Origin of the sequence: Streptomyces sp. BR1, assembly GCF_052373795.1 — a bacterium.
In the GTDB taxonomy this organism is placed as follows: Bacteria; Actinomycetota; Actinomycetes; order Streptomycetales; family Streptomycetaceae; genus Streptomyces.
Map to the genome: position 1 here is coordinate 136,073 of NZ_CM126252.1, position 16,885 is coordinate 152,957.

The 16,885-nt window shown below is 70.4% G+C and carries 15 protein-coding genes; 7 read left to right on the forward strand and 8 right to left on the reverse strand.

Features of this window, described 5'->3' with window-relative positions:
* Positions 1 to 81: 81 nt before the first annotated feature.
* The gene (locus tag ACT1U9_RS00600; protein ID WP_444536370.1) at positions 82 to 636 is read right to left on the reverse strand and encodes a DinB family protein; all 555 of its coding nucleotides are present in this window, start codon (positions 634 to 636) and stop codon (positions 82 to 84) included.
* A 6-nt stretch (positions 637 to 642) separates the two neighbouring features.
* Here ACT1U9_RS00600 and ACT1U9_RS00605 point away from each other — a divergent pair, with 6 nt between their 5' ends.
* Entirely contained in the window at positions 643 to 846 is a 204-nt protein-coding gene (locus ACT1U9_RS00605) for a hypothetical protein (RefSeq protein ID WP_444536371.1), read from the forward strand.
* An 18-nt stretch (positions 847 to 864) separates the two neighbouring features.
* Here ACT1U9_RS00605 and ACT1U9_RS00610 read toward each other — a convergent pair whose 3' ends face one another.
* Positions 865 to 2,532 (reverse strand): alkaline phosphatase family protein, encoded by a 1,668-nt coding sequence (locus tag ACT1U9_RS00610; RefSeq protein ID WP_444536372.1) that lies wholly within the window; start codon positions 2,530 to 2,532, stop codon positions 865 to 867.
* A 293-nt stretch (positions 2,533 to 2,825) separates the two neighbouring features.
* Here ACT1U9_RS00610 and ACT1U9_RS00615 point away from each other — a divergent pair, with 293 nt between their 5' ends.
* From ACT1U9_RS00615 to ACT1U9_RS00625, 3 genes are all read left to right on the forward strand, one after another.
* Positions 2,826 to 4,496, forward strand: a complete 1,671-nt coding sequence (locus ACT1U9_RS00615) for a sodium:solute symporter family protein (protein ID WP_444536373.1) — start codon at positions 2,826 to 2,828, stop codon at positions 4,494 to 4,496.
* 20 nt (positions 4,497 to 4,516) lie between these two features.
* The gene (locus tag ACT1U9_RS00620) at positions 4,517 to 4,807 is read left to right on the forward strand and encodes a hypothetical protein (protein WP_444536374.1); all 291 of its coding nucleotides are present in this window, start codon (positions 4,517 to 4,519) and stop codon (positions 4,805 to 4,807) included.
* 118 nt (positions 4,808 to 4,925) lie between these two features.
* Complete coding sequence (locus tag ACT1U9_RS00625; RefSeq protein ID WP_444536375.1) at positions 4,926 to 6,239, forward strand: FAD-binding oxidoreductase; 1,314 nt, start codon at positions 4,926 to 4,928, stop codon at positions 6,237 to 6,239.
* Positions 6,240 to 6,301: 62 nt separating this feature from the next.
* Here ACT1U9_RS00625 and ACT1U9_RS00630 read toward each other — a convergent pair whose 3' ends face one another.
* Complete coding sequence (locus ACT1U9_RS00630) at positions 6,302 to 6,952, reverse strand: HAD family acid phosphatase (RefSeq protein ID WP_444536376.1); 651 nt, start codon at positions 6,950 to 6,952, stop codon at positions 6,302 to 6,304.
* 288 nt (positions 6,953 to 7,240) lie between these two features.
* On the opposite strand from ACT1U9_RS00630, the gene ACT1U9_RS00635 reads away from it, so the two are divergent.
* On the forward strand, positions 7,241 to 8,557 hold the full coding sequence (locus tag ACT1U9_RS00635) for an aldehyde dehydrogenase family protein (protein WP_444536377.1): 1,317 nt from the start codon (positions 7,241 to 7,243) through the stop codon (positions 8,555 to 8,557).
* Between the two features lie 4 nt (positions 8,558 to 8,561).
* On the opposite strand, the gene ACT1U9_RS00640 is transcribed toward ACT1U9_RS00635, so the two are convergent.
* The 4 genes from ACT1U9_RS00640 to ACT1U9_RS00655 form a co-directional block, all read right to left on the reverse strand.
* The gene (locus tag ACT1U9_RS00640) at positions 8,562 to 9,599 is read right to left on the reverse strand and encodes a methyltransferase (RefSeq protein ID WP_444536378.1); all 1,038 of its coding nucleotides are present in this window, start codon (positions 9,597 to 9,599) and stop codon (positions 8,562 to 8,564) included.
* Positions 9,596 to 11,245 carry a class I adenylate-forming enzyme family protein gene (locus tag ACT1U9_RS00645; protein ID WP_444536379.1) on the reverse strand — a complete coding sequence of 550 codons (1,650 nt, stop codon included), beginning with the start codon at positions 11,243 to 11,245 and terminating at the stop codon, positions 9,596 to 9,598. The genes ACT1U9_RS00640 and ACT1U9_RS00645 overlap by 4 nt, the downstream gene beginning before the upstream one ends.
* A 1-nt stretch (position 11,246) precedes the next feature.
* Positions 11,247 to 12,464, reverse strand: a complete 1,218-nt coding sequence (locus ACT1U9_RS00650; RefSeq protein ID WP_444536380.1) for an FAD-dependent monooxygenase — start codon at positions 12,462 to 12,464, stop codon at positions 11,247 to 11,249.
* 170 nt (positions 12,465 to 12,634) lie between these two features.
* Entirely contained in the window at positions 12,635 to 13,912 is a 1,278-nt protein-coding gene (locus ACT1U9_RS00655) for an MFS transporter (protein ID WP_444536381.1), read from the reverse strand.
* Positions 13,913 to 14,003: 91 nt separating this feature from the next.
* Between ACT1U9_RS00655 and ACT1U9_RS00660 the strand changes: the two genes are divergently transcribed.
* Together ACT1U9_RS00660 and ACT1U9_RS00665 are read left to right on the forward strand one after the other, a co-directional pair.
* Complete coding sequence (locus tag ACT1U9_RS00660; RefSeq protein WP_444536382.1) at positions 14,004 to 14,483, forward strand: RrF2 family transcriptional regulator; 480 nt, start codon at positions 14,004 to 14,006, stop codon at positions 14,481 to 14,483.
* Positions 14,484 to 14,564: 81 nt separating this feature from the next.
* On the forward strand, positions 14,565 to 15,617 hold the full coding sequence (locus ACT1U9_RS00665) for a ParB/RepB/Spo0J family partition protein (protein ID WP_444536383.1): 1,053 nt from the start codon (positions 14,565 to 14,567) through the stop codon (positions 15,615 to 15,617).
* Between the two features lie 107 nt (positions 15,618 to 15,724).
* Here the strand turns inward: ACT1U9_RS00665 and ACT1U9_RS00670 are convergent, their stop codons facing one another.
* A complete protein-coding gene (locus tag ACT1U9_RS00670) occupies positions 15,725 to 16,576 on the reverse strand; it encodes an AfsR/SARP family transcriptional regulator (protein WP_444536384.1) in 852 nt (283 codons plus the stop codon).
* Positions 16,577 to 16,885 lie beyond the last annotated feature (309 nt).

The following is a 16,885-nucleotide window of genomic DNA, read 5'->3' on the forward strand; positions in this document are numbered from 1 at the left end:
AATGGCGACAGGACTCCTTACTGTGCAACCGCGGAATCCGGCGGTGAGACCGTCCAGCGTGGTCACAGCACCGCCACTCGGTCACATCCCGCGCGCTCCGTCGATCCGCTCGCGCAGCAGATCGGCGTGGCCGTTGTGCCGGGCGTACTCCTCGATCATGTGGATGACGACCCAGCGCAGCGACACCGGGCCGCGCCAGGCGTCCTCGCCCGCGACGTCGAGATCGGGCGCCTCGGCGACGAACTTCTCCGCGAACGCCACCTCGGCCCGCCACGCCTCCCACGCCTCCGCGACGACGGCCGGGTCGGCCACCGCGTCGTCGAAGTCCCCGTCGGGGTTCGCCGCCGAGGAGAAGCGGAGCGGCGCGTCCTGCCCTGCCAGGACCTGCCGGAACCACCGGCGTTCGACATCGGCGAGATGGCGTACGAGCCCCAGCAGCGACAGCGTGGAGGGAGCCACCGAACGCCGGGACAATTCCGCTTCCAGACCGGCGCACTTCAGCTCCAGCGTCGTGCGCTGAGCTGCCAGGAAGTCGACCAGCATGGTCCGCTCGTCGACGGTGGCACTGCTGCTGAACCGGCTGTCCCGCTCGGCGTCGATGAACAACTGGGCTCTTCTGCTGCGTGGGCTCGTCATGGCCCCATGATCGACCGCATGAAGTCCGTGATCAATACGCTCAAGTCGCAGAACGTGAGCCTCATCGAACTCGACACCATTTTGTCGAACTGGCTCACCGCCCAGGAATTCGCCCAGCGCATGGGCAAAGTGAAAAAGCACGCGGCCGCCGCGCAATTCGCGACGACGGCCACGGCGATAGAACGTCTGCGCACGCCCGTGACGCTATGAGCGTGAACTCACGTCATTTCAACGGTGGGTCGCGCCACTGCGCAACGGCAGCACCCGCGTGTGCTCCTGGCGTACGGCCGCCAGGTCGCGCGGGTCCAGGCCGAGCAGGGCCAGGATGGTCGGGGCGATCTGGGTGGTGTGGACGTGTGCCGCGTCACGCACGCCCGCCGGAGCGCCCGCGCCGGAGACGACCAGCGGGACGTTCACGTCGTCGGGGGCGGCGCCGCCGTGCTCGGCGATCTTCTTGGTGCCGCCGGTGTAGACGACGCCGTACTGGGCCACGCCGAAGACGTCCGGGACACGGGAGTCACCGGGGCGCACACCGAAGTGGCGGGCCGCCGCGGCGCCCGCGTACACCGTCGCCAGACCGCCGCGCGTGAACGCCTTGGGCTTGGCGTCGATGTCCGTGCCGGTGCCGTGCTGCGCCAGCAGATACGTCTTGGCGAACTCGGCGGCGGCCTGCGAGCGGTCGCCCAGCCACAGCAGCAAGGCGTCGTCGTCCGCGCTGTGCGCGACGAGGTCGCCCGCGCCCGGGTGCGCCTTCTTCCAGGCCGCGTTGAGGCCGTCGACGAGCGGGCCGTCGTCGACGCGGGTGAGCGCGGTGGGGTCGGCGGGCGACTGGCCGTGCTTGGCGGAGAGGATGACGGTGGTGCTGCCGTCGAGGTGGCGCGCCTTCAACTCGGCGACCAGCGAGCCGATTTCGGTGTCGACGAAGTCGAGGTTCTTGGCGACCAGCGGCCCGGGCACGTCCTTGGCCGCGTAACCGCCCTTGAGGCCGTCGGAGGACGGCAGCTTCTGGGCGGTCGAGACGGACTGGAAGTTGAGGCCGAAGACCGCCGGGGTGCCGGTGCGGTGGGTGCCGCTGTGGTCGTAGCCGTCGATCTCGTTGCGGACGGCCTGGACCTTGTAGTGGTCGTACTGCTCGGTCGCCCGGTTGTCCTTGGTCCAGTCGGTCCCCTTCGGGAAGCCGATGGCGTCGGAGTTGATCTCCGGCGTGAACAGGTCCTGGATGCCGTCGCCGGAGGGCCCGTTGAGGATGTCGTACGCGGCGTGCTTGTCCGACCACGCGGTCCGCAGACCCGCCTTGCGCGCCACGTCGAAGACGGTGTTGACCCGCAGATACGCGTGCGGGGTCACCGGCTTGCAGGTCTTGGGGTCGACGGGCAGCGCGGCCGGGTTGATCAGCGTCCCCGGGCGGCCGGTCATCTTCAGGATGCTGCCGGGCAGGCCGGTGAGGCCCTGGCCGGCGTCGAGCGCCGACTTGTCCTTGTCGAGGTCCTCGGTGAGGTCGACCTCGGCACCCGGCTTGGTGTGGGCGCAGTCGGTGGTGCCGGCCGGGAGCAGTGTGTGGTCGTAGGAGTCGTCGTAGTAGACGCCGGTGGTGCCCGGGCCGCCGCCGGTGACCTGGGCGGTCATCCCGGGGAAGGAGTCCGAGGGCGTGGTGGTGGCGGCGTGGGTGTACTGCACTCCCCCGCGTGCGAGGCGGGCGAGCGCGGACTGCGGGTGCTGCGCGGTGTAGCGGGCGAGGTCGGCCTGGCGCAGGCCGTCCACGGAGATCAGCAGGACGTGCCGGGCGGCGGCACCGTGCTGCTTGGCGGGGGCGGCACCGGCCTGGAGCACGGTCGTTCCGGCGAGCGCGCCGACCGCGCCGAAGGTGGCGGCGAGCCGGAGGAAGCGGCGGTTCACGGGTTTCCCCTGACGTAGGTGGAACCGGGGGTGGGGGGTGTGCCCCATGAGTAGTGACGGTGTGTGTATCGGGCGGGGCAAAACGGTGAACGGCCAGGGCATGGCCGGTATGGAACGGCCCATGCGAGGGCCAAGGTTCCGCCGCCCCGCGCCCGGACCGGCTCACACCCGACCCATCACTCCCCGCGCGCTCGATCACAATCCAACAAACATTCCCAACAAAACTCTTCAGGTTCTGACCATCGAGGCGTAGGTTCCGTTCCGATCAAGTTCGCGCGACGAAGCGGGTACGTATGCAATATCTGGCCGATGGACTGCGGCTCCCCACCAACGGGCTCGACTACACGATCCTGGCGATCTACTTCGTCGTGGTCCTGGGCATCGGCTTCGCCGCCCGCGCCAGCGTGAAGACCAGCCTCGACTTCTTCCTCTCCGGGCGGTCGCTGCCCGCCTGGGTCACCGGGCTCGCCTTCGTCGCCGCCAACCTGGGCGCGACCGAGATCCTGGGCATGGCCGCCACCGGCGCGCAGTACGGCGTGGCCGTCGTCCACTGGTACTGGATCGGCGCCATCCCGGCCATGGTCTTCCTCGGCCTGGTGATGATGCCGTTCTACTACCGCTCGAAGGTCCGCTCGGTCCCGGAGTTCCTGCTCCAGCGGTTCGACAAATCCGCACATCTGCTCAGCTCGGCGCTGTTCGCGTTCGCCGCGATCCTCATCGCGGGCGTGAACCTCTACGCCCTGTCGATCGTCGTGGAGGCGCTGCTCGGCTGGCCGCAGTGGGTGGCCATCGTCGTCGCGGGGCTCTTCGTGCTCGCGTACATCACCGTCGGCGGACTCTCTTCGGCGATCTACAACGAAGTGCTCCAGTTCTTCGTGATCCTCGCGGCCCTGATCCCCCTGGTCGTCCTCGGCCTCAAGCGGGTCGGCGGCTGGGGTGCGCTCAGCGACTCCCTGGAGTCCGCGCACGGCCACAACTACCTCACCGCGTGGGGCGGTACGGGCATCGGCCAGGCCAACCCGCTGGGCGCCAACTGGCTGACGATCATCCTCGGGCTCGGCTTCGTGCTCTCCTTCGGGTACTGGACGACCAACTTCGCCGAGGTCCAGCGCGCCCTGTCCGCGAAGAACCTCAGCGCCGCCCAGCGCACCCCGCTGATCGCCGCGTTCCCGAAGATGTTCATCGTCTTCCTGGTGATGATCCCGGGCCTGGTCGCCGCCGTGCTCGTCCCGAAGATCGGCACCCCGGGCTCGGACCTCACGTACAACGACGCCATCCCGTATCTGATGCAGGAGCTGCTGCCCAACGGTGTGCTCGGCATCGCCGTCACCGGTCTGCTCGCCGCCTTCATGGCGGGCATGGCGGCCAATGTGTCGTCCTTCAACACCGTGTTCACGTACGACATCTGGGCCAAGTACGTCCGCAAGGACCGGCCGGACGCGTACTACCTGCGCTTCGGGCGGCTGATCACGGCGGTCGGTGTGCTGGCCTCGATCGGCACGGCCTTCATCGCCTCGTCGTTCTCCAACATCATGGGGTACCTCCAGACCCTGTTCTCCTTCTTCAACGTCCCGATGTTCGTGGTCTTCGTCATCGGTATGTTCTGGAAGCGGGCCTCGATGAAGTCCGGTGTGTGGGGACTGCTCGCGGGCACCACGGCGGCGATGCTCAACTACTTCTGGATCTACAAGCAGGGCGTCATCTCCATCCCCACCGACCAGGGCGCCAACTTCGTCTCCGCGATCGTCGGCTTCGCCGCCGGCGCGCTGGTCATGGTGGTCGTCACCCTCTTCACCGAGCCGAAGCCGGAGGCCGAGCTCGCGGGTCTGGTGTACGGGACGACCGCGCCGGGTCTGGAGGAGCCGCCCGCCGAGGGTGACGACGCCTGGTACCGCAAGCCCGCGCTGCTCGGCTGGGGAGCGGTGGTCCTCGCCGCGCTCTGCTACCTGCCCTACTCGCTCTGATCTGATCAAAGGCCCGCAAAATGTCTGAACTGCAGCGCGAAGTCTCCGAGTTGGAGAAGAAGTCCGCCACCGCGGCCCGGCTCTTCGACATCCGCCGGATCATCGGCGGACTGTTCACCCTGTACGGGGTGATCGTCACGATCGCCGGGATCAGCCCATCCGACGCCGATCTGAAGAAGGCCCAGGGCATCAACATCAACCTGTGGACCGGGCTCGGGATGCTCGCCCTCGGGCTGTTCTTCCTGGTCTGGCTGAAGCTGCGCCCCCTGGCGACACACACGCCCGGGGACGAGGCCGACGAAGAGGCGTAGCCCACTTCCGACACTCTTCCCGTCACATTTCCCGCTCCGGTTCCGTCAGGGAAGTGATCGCGAAAGCCGGCCGGTGAGTTCCGGGGGCACACGCATGACGAGGAAGTAGGGAAGAACCATGAGCACGACTCTCGCCGAGCTGCGTTCCCAGGTACGCGGCCGCGTCCTTCTGACCGGTGACGACGGCTTCGACCAGGCACGCCGGCCCTGGAACCTCTCCGTGCAGCAGCCCGTCTCCGCGGTGGTCGAGGCCCTCGACGCCGACGACGTCTCGGCCGTCGTACGGTACGCGGCCGCGGCCGGTCTGTCGGTCGCGCCGCAGCCCGGCGGCCGGGGCGCCAGCGGTGACGTGGAGGGTGTGATCCTGCTGCGCACCGGCAAGCTCGACGAGCTGCACGTCGACGCCTCCGCCCGCACCGCGCGCGTAGGCGCCGGTGTGCTCGGCGGACAGGTGCAGGAGGTGGCCGGGCCGCTCGGTCTCACCGGGGTGCCCGGCAGCTCCCCGCTGGTCAGCGTCGTCGGCTACACCCTGGGCGGCGGGCTCAGCTGGTTCGGCCGCAAGTTCGGCTGGGCCGCCGACAGCGTCACCGCCTTCGACGTGGTCACCGCGGACGGCGCCCGGGCCCGGGTCACCGCCGACTCCGACGCCGAGCTCTTCTGGGCGCTGTGCGGCGGTGGCGGCGACTACGCCCTGGTCACGGCGATCGAGTACAACCTGCACCCGGCGCCCGCGCTCTACGGCGGGCGCGTGGTGTGGCACGGCAGCCAGGCCGCCCGTGTCCTGGACGCCTTCCGCCGGATCACCGCCGAGGCGCCCGACGAGCTGACCGCCTGGTTCAACCTGATGCAGATCCCGAACGGGCCCTCGCTGGTCACGGTCGACAGCACCTACCTGGGCGACGCGGCCGAGGGCAAGGAGCTGCTGCGCCTCCTCGACGGGATCGAGGGCGCCAACACCGACACGCGCGGGGAGGTCCCGGTGGCCGACCTCGGGTCCATCACCGGTGAGCCCACCGAGCCCGGGCCCAGCGCGACCCGCGCCGAGCTGCTGACCGACCTGGACGACAAGGTCGCCGCCGCGCTGCTCGCCGAGCCGATCGACCCGCTGTTCGGCGTGCACATCCGCCACCTGGGCGGCGCGTTCGCCCGGCCGACGCGGAACCCGCAGGGCCCGCTGACCGAGCCGTACACCCTCTCCATGTTCGGTGTGCCGTTCGCGCCGGACCGCGCGGCCGCCATCGCCGCCCGCCAGGAGGCGCTGGTCGAGTCGCTCGGCTCATACGTGAGCGGCCGCAAGCCCTACACGTACCTCTCCCCCGGCGACTCCGCCTCGGCCGCCTTCGCCCCGGAGGCGCTGGCCCGGCTCCAGGAGGTCAAGCGCAGCCGCGACCCGCGCGGCGTCTTCCGCAGCAACTTCCCCGTACTCGGCTGATCCACACACACAGGTGCCCCACGGCTCGGCCGTGGGGCACCTGTTGCTTTTCGGGCGAACGGTCAGGACAGCTTGCCGCCGTAGTCCGGGAGCTTGAAGGTGCGCTCGGCGTGGCCGCCGACCAGGTCGGTGGTGTTGTTGCCGAAGTTGGCGACGATCGTGTAGCCGCGCGCCTCGATCTCGGCCCGCTTCTCCGTCTTGTACGTGCTCACGTTCTCGAACAGGTCGTCCAGGTCACGCACGTACAGACCGGTGACCGGGTAGCCGACCGCCTTGAGGTTGTACGAGGTGGGGGACTCGATGATGCCGGGGCGGGCGGTCACGAAGAAGACGGCGGCACCCTCCGCGTTCGCCTCCCGCACCATGTCGCGCATCGACTGGATGGCCGGGGTCGGGAACGTCCAGAAGTGGTGGAAGTCCGTCTCCAGCGACGTGTTGTCGATGTCCAGGACGATCGCGGGCTTCTCCCCGGCGGGCGACGCGGCGAGGCGCTGCTTGAGGTAGGGGCGGGCCACGTCCACGACCGAGCCGACATCGTGCAGCCAGGCCGTGTAGTCGACGCCCTTGGGCGCGGTGATCGCCCCCGAAGTCACGGCGGACTGGACCTCGACGGTGCGCGGGGCGGCCTGGGAGGCGGTGGGCACGGCGATGAGGGCGGTCGCCGCGGCGGCCAACGTGACGACGGCGCGCGTGGTCCAAGCGGTGCGGTGCATGGGGGGTGGTTGCTCCTCGGTCACGAAGCAGGGAAGTCCCGCCGGGCGTCGGTGGGTACCCGGACCGCACGGCATTGACATGGTCACGGCCAACAATGATCAGCTTCTGGCCTGATGTCTACTGGCGGGTAGGAAATTTCTCGTGGACGTGGGATGAACCCGGTTCTCGATCGGTCGCCCACGGCGGGAATTTATTTTCCACCATGAACTGTTGGCATTTACATCGAGCTGATCGCTCGACGTCACCGACGCGGACCGACGGGTACGCGTCCCCAGCAGCGAGGCACCATGAACACCATCCCGGAGCAGCCCGCCGACACCGTGGCCCGGCTGCGCGCCACCTTCCGTACCGGCCGCACCAAGCCCGTCGAGTGGCGCACCACGCAGCTGCGCCGACTGCGCGAGATGCTGACCGAGCGCGGCGGCGAGCTCGTCGACGCGCTCCACGCGGACCTGGGCAAGAGCAGTGCCGAGGCGCAGCGCACGGAGATCGGCTTCACCGTCCGGGAGATCGACCACACCCTGGACCACCTCGCCGAGTGGCTGCGCCCGGAACCCGCGCCCGTACCGGCGCACCTTGGTGAGGCAACGGCCCGGACGCAGTACGACCCGCTGGGTGTCGTCCTGGTCATCGCGCCCTGGAACTATCCGGCGCAACTGCTGCTCACGCCGATGATCGGCGCGCTGGCCGCCGGGAACGCGGTGGTCGCCAAGCCCAGCGAGCTGGCCCCGGCCACCTCCGCAGTGCTTGCGCGGCTGCTGCCGCAGTATCTCGACGCGGACGCGGTGGCTGTCGTGGAAGGCGGGATCCCGGAGACCACGGCGCTGCTGGCCGAGCGGTTCGACCACATCTTCTACACCGGAAACGGCGCCGTCGGCCGGATCGTGATGACCGCCGCCGTGCGGCACCTCACCCCGGTCACCCTCGAACTGGGCGGAAAGTCCCCGGTGTTCGTCGACCGCGACGCCGACATCGCCACCGTCGCCGCCCGCCTCGCGGCCGGCAAGTTCCTCAACGCCGGGCAGACCTGCGTCGCGCCCGACTACGTCCTCACCGACCCCGCCACGGCCCGCGCCCTGGAGCCCGCCCTGGTCACCGCCATCGAGGCGCTGTACGGGGCGGACCCGCAGGCGTCCGCCGAGTACGGCCGGATCGTCAACGAGCGCCACTTCGACCGGCTGAGCTCACTGCTCGACTCCGGCCGAGTGGTGATCGGCGGCCAGGGCGACCGCGCCACCAAGTACCTGGCCCCGACCGTCCTCGCCGACGTCGACCCGAAGTCCCCCGTGATGCAGGAGGAGATCTTCGGCCCGGTCCTTCCGATCGTCACGGTCGAGGACCTGGGCGAGGCCATCGGGTTCATCAACGACCGCGACAAGCCGCTCGCCCTGTACGCCTTCACCGAGTCGGACACCACCAAGCGGCGCCTCGCCGAGGAAACCTCCTCCGGAGGGCTCGGCATCGGCCTGCCGCTGGCCCATCTCACCGTCTCCGACCTGCCGTTCGGCGGCGTCGGCGAGAGCGGCATGGGCAACTACCACGGCCGCTACTCGATCGAGACCTTCAGCCACCGCAAGGCGATCCTGGAGAAGCCGCTGAGCTAAGGGGCTATTGGGGTGCGGCGACGACGAGGTGGGTTTCCAGAGGCAGCGGATGGATGTCCGCCACCCTGAAACCCGCCTTGTCGAGCAGCGTGCGGTACTGGTTCTCGTCCCGCTCGCGACCGCCCCCGAGCACCACCAGCATGTGCATGTTGTACCCCTCGGCCAGCGACGAACCGGCGTCCTTGCCGAGGATGCGCTCCACGATGACGAGGCGGGCGTCCGGGCTCATGGCCTGCCGGCAGTTGGTGAGGATCTGCCGGCACGCCTCGTCGTCGAAGCAGTGCAGGATGCGCGAGAGCAGATAGACGTCCCCGCCCTTCGGTACGGCTTCGAAGAAGTTGCCGGGGACGCGTTCGCACCGGTCGGCGTGGTGGGTGGCGATCGGATGGGCCGCGGACTCCTCGATGACGTGCGGCGCGTCGAACAGGACGGCGCGCGGGCCCGGGTTGCGGGTCAGGATCTCGTGCAGCAGCGCGCCATGGCCGCCCGCGACGTCCACGATCCGGCGTGCCGCCGAGAAGTCGAAGGCCCGGCCGACCTCGGCGAAGAACGGGGTGCCCGCGACCATGGCGCGTTCGTACGTCAGTGAGGTCTCGGGGTGTTGCTGGAGATACGGGAACAGTTCGCTGCCGAACACATGCGAGAACGCCGAGCGGCCGGTGCGCAGGGCGTGCGGCAGGGCGCCCCACGCCGGGTAGAAGTGCGAGCCGTAGATACGGACGTGATCGCGCATCGAGTCGCGGATGTCGGTGCGCAGCAGCTCACCGACCGGGGTGAGTGCGTAACCTTCCTGCTCGTCGCCGACGACGACGTCAAGGCGGGCCAGGAACAGCAGCAGCCGGTTCAGCGCGTCCGGGTCGGTCGCGGTCTCCAGGGCGAGCTCACCGCCCGTGGCCCGGCCGGTCGCCGCGATCTTGTCGATGAGGCCGAGCTCGGTGGCGATGTAGATGGCCTGGGTCTTCCAGAAGCCGGTCATCAGCTCGATGAGCCGGCGGCCCGCGAGGTGGCGGTCCTCGAAGTTCTCGGAGTGCTCCATCGTCATGCTCCCGCCTCGCTGCCCGGGCCCTGTCCGGCCGCGATGGGTGGGGGTGGGGTTTCCCGGACGATCCGGGCGAGTTCGGGGCGCTGGATCTTGCGGGTGGAGGTGCGGGGCAGCTCGTCGAAGGGGAACTGGCGGAACGGGGCCATCGCGGGCAGGTCCCAGGTCGCCCGCTGCCATCGGCTCGGGTCGAGGGGCCGCTCGCCCCGGGTGGCCACCACGGGCACGGGTTCGCCGTCCGGGCCCGCCACGATCACGATCTCGCGCAGTTCCTCAAGACGGCTCATCAGCAGGTCCTCGGCCGCGAGGTTGCTGTCCATGGTCCCGATCCGGTCGACCTCGCGGTCCATGAGGTGCAGCAGCCCCCAGCGGTCGACGTGCCCCATGTCGCCGACGCGCCACCAGCCGTCGTGGAGCTGGCTCTTGTAGCGGTCGTCCTCGCCGAGGTAGGTGAGGATGCGGGTGCGGCTGCGTACTTCGAGGTGGCCGGTGCGTCCGCTCGCCACCCGCTTGCCCGTGTCGTCGACGACCCGCAGGGAGATGAAGCCCGGCAGCGGCATCCCCACACACCGGCCGTCCGCCTTGTGGGCACTGCGCTTGGTGTACCAGCGTCCGGCCATCGGCCCGATCTCCGACTGCCCGTAGAACTGCACGAACAGCGGGCGGTTGCGGCGCGAGGCCCCCAGCATGCGCTGGATGGTGCGCGGGTGCATGGCGTCGAAGGTGGCGCCGAAGACACGGACGCCGGCCAGCGGTGCGCCCGGGGCCTCGGCCAACTCCTCCCAGTCGACATACGTGTTGGGGTGGGTCTCGATGTATCCGGGCCGGGTCCGGGCGAACAGCGGGCCGATGTGCGCCGGGTCCGGGTCGACGGCGATCACCATCGGGTTGCCGTGGCCGAGGAACATGGCGAGGCCCTGGTAGAAGCGGGAGTGGACGAACGTCATGCAGAGCGCGGCGGTCTCGCGCTCCCGGATCGGCCAGGCCACGATCTTCTGCGGGACCAGCCGGTGCCAGCCCGTCTCGGGGCAGTGCACGGCCAGCTTCGGTATGCCGGTCGTGCCCGAGCTGTGGGTGATCAGGGACGGCTGGTGGGGGTGGAGGAAGACGGGATCGCGGCGACGCGCGCCCGCGTAGTCGGCCAACGACAGGGTGCCGTCGCCCTGTTCGGGTGCCTTCCCGGCCGACAGGAGTGTTGTGTGTACGACGTCGGTCAGCGGCATCCCACTCAGCTGCCCCGCGAGCATGTCCCCGTCGGTGAGCAGCCACGGCCGGTCCAGGCGGGCGAGGAGTTCGCGGGCCACGCTCCCGTCCAGGGCCGGTGAGAGCAGCGCGGGGACCGCGCCGATCCGCGCGGCCGAGCAGGCCAGCAGCGCGATGTCGAAGTTGTCGGTCTTGTAGAGCGCGACCCGGTCGGCGGGCCTGACTCCGGCGGCCCACAGCCGGGCCGCCAAGTCGTCGATCTGGTCGGCGAGTTGGCCGACGGTGAAGTCGAGGCCGCGGTCGGGGGCCCACTGGAGCGGACGGTCGAGCGTGATGGGCGTCGTGGGGTTGCGACGCGCGGCGGCGTGGAAGAGCTCGCCTATGTAGAAGCCGTTCCCCCGGGTGACCCGGCGCAGCAGGGCGTGCACGGTGTTGGTTCTCCTCATGTCAGAACCTCTGGGTGAGGCTCGGGGCGGGGGACGGCGACGACGGGTCAGGGGCCTCGGCGTCGTATCCGTACAGCCAGTCCAGGTGGGCCAGGCTCTGGTCGGCGCCCATCGCACGGTCGCGGGCCGCCTGGTCGGGGCCGTCCGGGAGATGAAATGCGGTGCCCAGGGTCCTGGCCCGCCGGTGGACCTCGGCGGTACGCGGGAGGCGCAGCGCCTCGTAACGGCGCAGGGCCCGCGACCAGTTGCCCGGGTCGCACTCCAGCAGGCAGCGGGCGAGGACGGCGGCGTCCTCCAGTGCCTGGTTGGCGCCCTGCGACAGATACGGCAGGGTCGGGTGCGCGGCGTCGCCGAGCAGGACGATCCGGTCGGTGGCGTAACGCGGCGGTATGTCACGGTCGTACAGGTCCCAGCGGGTGACCGAGCGGGCGGCCGTGACGACCTCCCGTACCTGGTCGTGCCAGCCGGTGAAGGCCGCGTCGAGGTCTTCGACGGCGCCGCCGGTGGCGGCGGGAGCGGGCGCGCGGTCGGTGGCACCGACGGCGCTGAAGTGCACGGTGTCGCCCGCCTCGATGGGGTAGTACGTGACGTGCCTCCGGGGCCCCAGCCAGAACAGGACCCGGGGGTCGTCGCGGAAGGAGGGCACCAGACCGGCCGGGACGAGGCCCCGGTGCACGGCGTAGCCCGAGAAGCGCGGCCGGTCGTCGACGACCGCCTTGCGCACGGCGGAGTGCACCCCGTCGGCTCCGACGACGAGATCGGCGCGGACCACGGAGCCGTCGGTGAGGTGGAGTTCGACGCCGTCGGGCCGCTCGATGACCCGGGTGCAGCCCTTGCCGAGTTCGACGATGTCGCCGGGCGCCACCGAGAGCAGGGAGCGTTGCAGATCCGCGCGGTGCATCAAGTAGTAGGGAGCGCCGAACCGTTGGCCGCAGGCGTTGCCGTGCGGCACCTGGGCGATCGGGCTCGCGTCGTCCCAGCGCCGGGTCTCGATGGAGCGGGCCGGGACGGCGGTGGCGGTGAGCGCGTCCGCGAGGCCGATGCGGTGCAGGACGCGGACGCCGTTGGGCGAGAGCTGGATGCCGGCGCCGACCGCACCGAAGGCCGGGGACTGCTCGAAGAGCCGGACGTCGATACCGGTGCGGTGCAGGAGGGTGGCGGTGACCAGGCCGGCGATGCCTCCTCCCACGATGGCGATACGAGCCTTGCGGTGGGCCATGCGCGTCCTCTCGAATCGGATCGGCGCGGTACGGCGTTGCTGCCGTCACCAGCGTCACCGAGGGCTGTCGAGAGCGAGCCGCAGAATCGCTCAACACCCTGGAAGAGGGCCGGACATGGCACGAGGACCCCGCCCGTGGGCAGGGTCCTCGTCGGGTGGTACGGGGCAGGTCAGTCGCCCGCGCGCTGGGCCTTTTCGATCTGGTGCGGAGAGAGCCGGGCGATGGGCACCAGCATCAGCGCCGTGATCGCGGCCAGCAGGGCGAAGGCCAGCCGGTAGTCACCGGTGGCGTCGCGCAGACCGCCGACGACGACAGGGCCGACGGCCGCGCACGCGTATCCGACGAAGAAGGCCATGGCGCTGAAGCGACCCGCCTGGGCGATGTCGCGGCTCGCCGCCACGGGCAGGGTGAGCACCAGGGTGAACAGACCGCCGTGTCCGATGCCCATGGCGAGGACCCACAGCCAGGTGCCGGTGCCGGGGCTGAAGCCGAAGCCCACGAAGCCCACGGCGGTCAGCGTGGTCGTGACGGCGAGCCCCAGCCGTTTGTCGGCGCGCTCGCCGAGCAGGGCCGGGACGCCGAGCATCGCCACGACCTGGATGGAGATCATCACCGTCAGCATGAAACCGGCCTTGGACTCGGTGAGTCCGCCGTCGTCGTGCAACAGCGGGGCGATCCAGGCCAGTTCGCAGTAGTAGAGCGCGGAGTTGCCCGCCGACAGTGCGGTGATCCGCCAGGCGAGCGCGGAGCGCCAGGGCAGGCCCGAGGTGGCCGGGCCCTTGGGGCCGTCGATGTGCTCCAGGCCGAGCGACTTCTTGGCGGCCGACCACAGCACGATGCCCGCGACCGCGAGCACGGCCCAGGAGGCGAGTGCGCCCGGCCAGGAGTCGAAGGCGTCGGCGAGAGGGGCGCTGACCCCGGCGGCCACGGCGCCGCCGAGGCCGAGGCCCGCGGTGTAGATGCCGGTGACCAGGCCCGCCCGGTCGGCGAAGCGCGTTTTGACGATGGCGGGCAACAGGGTCTGGGCGACGGCGATTCCGCCGCCCACCACGGCCGCGCAGGACAGCTGGAGCCAGGTGGACTGGCCGAGGCCGCGCGCGGCGGTGGCGACTCCGACGACGAACAGCCCGATCAGGACTCCCCGGTAGAGCCCCCATTTACGGCCGACCGACGCGGCCAGCGGCGCGCACAGCCCCATCGCGAGCGTCGGGATGGTGGTCAGCAGCGCCGCCCCGGTCGCCGACAGGCCCAGATCGTCGCGGATCCGGTCCACCAGCGGTGACACCGCCGCGATCGCGGGCCGCAGATTGGCCGCCGCCACGAACAGGGCGACGGCGGCGAAGCCGAGAGCCGTACGCCCCTGGGCCGCCGAAGGGGCCGCGCGTGGCCCGGAGTTGGTGGCACCGGTGCTCGGCGCTGTCTGTAACCGGTCTTCTGTCTCACTCATGACCTGCACCTTCCGCAATCTCGGACACTTAGTATCCGTGTTTATAGCAGAATCGCGGACACTTAATAACCGGAATAGCTATCCTGGCGTCATGAAGCTTTCCAACGGCGTCGAGTGGGCCCTGCACTGCTGCGTCTCCCTCGGCCAGAGCCACGCCCCCGTACCGGCCGCCCGCCTCGCCGAGCTGCACGGCGTCCCGCCGGGCTACCTCGCCAAGCACCTCCAGGCCCTCTCCCAGGCCGGAATCCTGCGCTCCACACCAGGGCCGACCGGCGGCTACTCGTTCACGCGGCCCGCCGAGGACATCACCGTCCTCGACGTCGTCCAGGCCGTCGACGGACGCGAACCGGCCTTCCGCTGCACGGAGATCCGCCGCCAGGGCCCCCTGGCGCTGCCGGCCGAGGAGTGCGTGAAGCCGTGCGCGGTGAACCGCGCCATGCAGAGCGCCGACAAGGCGTGGCGTGGCGCGCTGAAGGAGATCACCATCGCCGAACTCGCCGACACCATCGACGCCGACAGCTCGGGAACCGCCAAGCGGGACGTACGGGAGTGGCTGGTCGGCTCGGAGTAGCCCGGACCACAGGCACGCCTCCCGCTCCCTGCCCCACCCGCCGACTGCCCCGGCAGCCCGACTCCATGAGGTGCACGGAACATGAGCTTCGCCGACGGCCGCATCCCGCTGCCCGGACCCGCCCTGTCCGCCGTGGAAACGGTGCCCATCAGCCGACTGCTGCGCGCCGACTCACCTCGCCGCCTCGGCGAGAACGGCGAACACACCCGGCTGCTCGCCGAGTCGGAGGACCCTCTTCCGCCGATCGTCGTGCACCGCCCCACCATGCGGGTCATCGACGGTATGCACCGCCTGCAGGCCGCGCGGTTACGGGGCAGACTCACCATCCAGGCGCGGTTCTACGACGGCCCGCCGCAGGACGCGTTCATCCTCGCCGTCGAGGCCAACATCATGCACGGGCTGCCCCTTTCGCCCGCCGACCGCACGGCGGCCGCCGCCCGTATCATCCGTACCCACCACAACTGGTCGGACCGGGCCATCGCGTCGGTCACCGGGCTCTCGGCCAAGACGGTCGGCGCGCAGCGCCGCAGAATGCGCACGGACTCCACGCACCTGTCCACCAGGATCGGCAAGGACGGCCGGGTCCGCCCGCTCAGCAGCACCGAGGGGCGCCGCCTCGCGAGCCGACTCATCACCGAGAACCCCGGCGCTTCGCTGCGCGAGATCGCCCAGAAGGCGGGCATCTCCCCCGGCACCGTGCGCGACGTACGCGAACGCCTCAAACGCGGCGAGGACCCGGTGCCCGCCAAGCGCCGCCAGGTGAGCTCCGGGAGTACGGGCCAACAGGCGGCGCCCGCACGGCCCTCGGCCGCGTGCCCCGATCACCAGGGTCCGCAGCTGCGGATGTCGGCCGAGGTCCGCGAGGCGCTGTTCCGGAGTCTGTGCCGGGACCCGTCCCTGCGACTGACGGAGACGGGCCGCCTGTTGCTGCGCATGATGGAGATCCATATGGCGGACCCCCAGCAGTGGGACCGGGTGGCCGACTCGGTGCCGAGCCACTGCGCCGACGCGGTCTCCGCGATGGCCACGGCCTGCGCCGAGGTGTGGCAGGACCTGGCGGCTAGGCTCAGGGACGCGGCCGCCGCCCCGGAAGGTTTCGTCTCCCTCGACCACCGGGCCCACACGGTGTGGTGAGATCCGGGGGCCGTGGACGCACCGGCCGGACCACCGCCGACAGCGGCCCGACCGGCGCTTGCCCCTTGCCCGGGCGGACGTCCACCGGGCCCAGGACGAGGGGGTGTTCACATGCCGAGCGACCCCGAGTTCAGCACCGTGAGCTGGAGCTGCTGGAGCGGATGCCCGGGCTCGATCCCGATCTCGCTGATCAGCCGCGCGCGCAGACTCTGGAAGACCCCCAGCGCCTCGGCGCGGCGGCCGCCGAGCGCGAGCGCCCGGATGTAGTGCGCGTGCAGCCCCTCGTGCAGGGCGTACTCACTGGTGGCGGCGGCGAGTTGGGTGATCGCCTCCTGGTGCAGGCCCGCCCGGATCCGCGCCTCGGCAAGGGATCCGATGACGCCGAGCCGGGACTCCTCGTACAGCCGGCGCTTGGACTCCAGGACCGGGCCCGCCGGTACGTCGGCGAGGGCGTTGCCGTGCCACAGCCCGAGGGCCTCGTCGAGCAGTTCGATGCCGCCGGGCTCGTCGCCCGTGGCCAGGACCCGTACACCGCGCTCCGCCAGCCGCTGGAACTCCAGCCAGTCCAGGCGCACATGAGTGCCGTTGAGGCCGTACCCGCCGGCCCGGGTCACCAGGACGTCCTGGGTGATGACGGGCGCGGGCAGACCGGTGAGGCGGGACAGCAGCTTGCGGCAGTTCAGGACGTACGTCTGGAGTGTCCGTAAGCCGCTGACGGGTGGTCGCTCCTGCCACAGTTCGCGCATCAGGGCCGACACCGGGACCACTTGGTCGGTGTGCACCACCAGCATGGCGAGCACTGTACGGATCTTCGGCGGGACCGTCACCGCTTCGGCACTCGGGCCGGTGCCGATACGCAGGGGGCCCAGGACACCGCAGTCGATGCGGTCCGGGCCGCTCTCTTCGGGTAGGAACTCGGGCGTCGCACGGCGGTCGAGTCGACCGTCTGCTGGATACACGGAAAGGTACACAATTCCCCCATTGCGCAGTCCGGTCGCCAGGTATCGGCAACTCGTGGTTGGACCATCACGGTGGCCCGAAGATACACAGAGATCGGCACGATTAAACAGACTCCTGCCGGGCCCGCAGTACGGGAAAATGAAAGTTTTCCCACCCGTGGAGATCGCCCGTCTTGTGCAAGTGAGGAGATTCCCCACTTGCACAACCGGCCAACGCGGACCATTCGCGCGAATCCGCGCACACCCGCCCTGAACTGGGCTTCGACGTCTTACCGACAGTTTCTCGAACGGCCTTTGCCACGCTGCTGG

Bases quoted from the DNA above. Each gene is read 5' to 3' on its own strand.
- ACT1U9_RS00655 (WP_444536381.1), bottom strand. From the start codon at position 13,912: ATGAGTGAGACAGAAGACCGGTTACAGACAGCGCCGAGCACCGGTGCC.
- ACT1U9_RS00660 (WP_444536382.1), top strand. From the start codon at position 14,004: ATGAAGCTTTCCAACGGCGTCGAGTGGGCCCTGCACTGCTGCGTCTCC.
- ACT1U9_RS00630 (WP_444536376.1), bottom strand. From the start codon at position 6,952: ATGCACCGCACCGCTTGGACCACGCGCGCCGTCGTCACGTTGGCCGCC.
- ACT1U9_RS00600 (WP_444536370.1), bottom strand. From the start codon at position 636: ATGACGAGCCCACGCAGCAGAAGAGCCCAGTTGTTCATCGACGCCGAG.
- ACT1U9_RS00625 (WP_444536375.1), top strand. From the start codon at position 4,926: ATGAGCACGACTCTCGCCGAGCTGCGTTCCCAGGTACGCGGCCGCGTC.
- ACT1U9_RS00620 (WP_444536374.1), top strand. From the start codon at position 4,517: ATGTCTGAACTGCAGCGCGAAGTCTCCGAGTTGGAGAAGAAGTCCGCC.
- ACT1U9_RS00635 (WP_444536377.1), top strand. From the start codon at position 7,241: ATGAACACCATCCCGGAGCAGCCCGCCGACACCGTGGCCCGGCTGCGC.
- ACT1U9_RS00640 (WP_444536378.1), bottom strand. From the start codon at position 9,599: ATGACGATGGAGCACTCCGAGAACTTCGAGGACCGCCACCTCGCGGGC.
- ACT1U9_RS00605 (WP_444536371.1), top strand. From the start codon at position 643: ATGATCGACCGCATGAAGTCCGTGATCAATACGCTCAAGTCGCAGAAC.
- ACT1U9_RS00645 (WP_444536379.1), bottom strand. From the start codon at position 11,245: ATGAGGAGAACCAACACCGTGCACGCCCTGCTGCGCCGGGTCACCCGG.
- ACT1U9_RS00665 (WP_444536383.1), top strand. From the start codon at position 14,565: ATGAGCTTCGCCGACGGCCGCATCCCGCTGCCCGGACCCGCCCTGTCC.
- ACT1U9_RS00650 (WP_444536380.1), bottom strand. From the start codon at position 12,464: ATGGCCCACCGCAAGGCTCGTATCGCCATCGTGGGAGGAGGCATCGCC.
- ACT1U9_RS00615 (WP_444536373.1), top strand. From the start codon at position 2,826: ATGCAATATCTGGCCGATGGACTGCGGCTCCCCACCAACGGGCTCGAC.